Annotated in this window: 1 protein-coding gene; it reads left to right on the top strand. The window is 38.9% G+C overall.

Annotation, left to right across the window (positions count from 1 at the left end):
* On the top strand, positions 1-346 hold a 346-nt coding region (locus MBEAL2_RS30895), incomplete at its 5' end, for a cation:proton antiporter domain-containing protein (RefSeq protein WP_173427750.1).
* Positions 347-630: the final 284 nt, after the last annotated feature.

Here is a 630-nt window from a genome sequence, read left to right as displayed (position 1 = left end):
AGTATTATATCATCAGCAGTTAGCCTTTATCCTAATTTTGGTCCTTGGAGCAGCTAGTATAACTGAGTACTTAGGTGTTCATGCTGTTTTTGGAGCTTTTATTTTTGGAATGTGCATGCCTACTAGTCAGGTCTTACGATCAGAAATTAATCTTCGGTTTGAACCATTGGTTGTCTCATTTTTAATGCCTCTGTATTTCGTTAACTCTGGATTGAAAACGGATCTAACTAAAGTTCTGTTCAATGATAACTTACTCTTTCCACTTCTTACTATTATTATCATCTCGTTTGTTTCTAAATATGGATTTTGTACCTTAGCAATCCGACGATTGGGATACTGTTGGTGAGAGGCATCGGCCTATGGTGGACTATTGTGACCGCTAAATAAGATTGAACAAAATATGCTAGATAAAGGTGAACACTTTTTTTACCAGTTGAGAACGTGCGCTTTACATGGAGTGGCGTACATGATAGCCTCTTTTAGAACGGCCATCCCTTGGTATGGTTGGTTTTCTGTAGGAATCATGTGCGCAGAGGCTTCATGTCAAGCGCTAGAAGGCAGTGACTAATTTCCAGAAATGTGTTCAATCTTATTTAGCGGAAAGTGTTCAATTCTACTTGGCGGCTACAA

Source organism: Aneurinibacillus tyrosinisolvens (assembly GCF_001015055.1).
GTDB lineage: Bacteria > Bacillota > Bacilli > Aneurinibacillales > Aneurinibacillaceae > Aneurinibacillus_A > Aneurinibacillus_A tyrosinisolvens.
The sequence above is the reverse complement of the archived record's forward strand: the minus strand, read 5'-3'. Positions and strand labels throughout refer to the sequence as shown.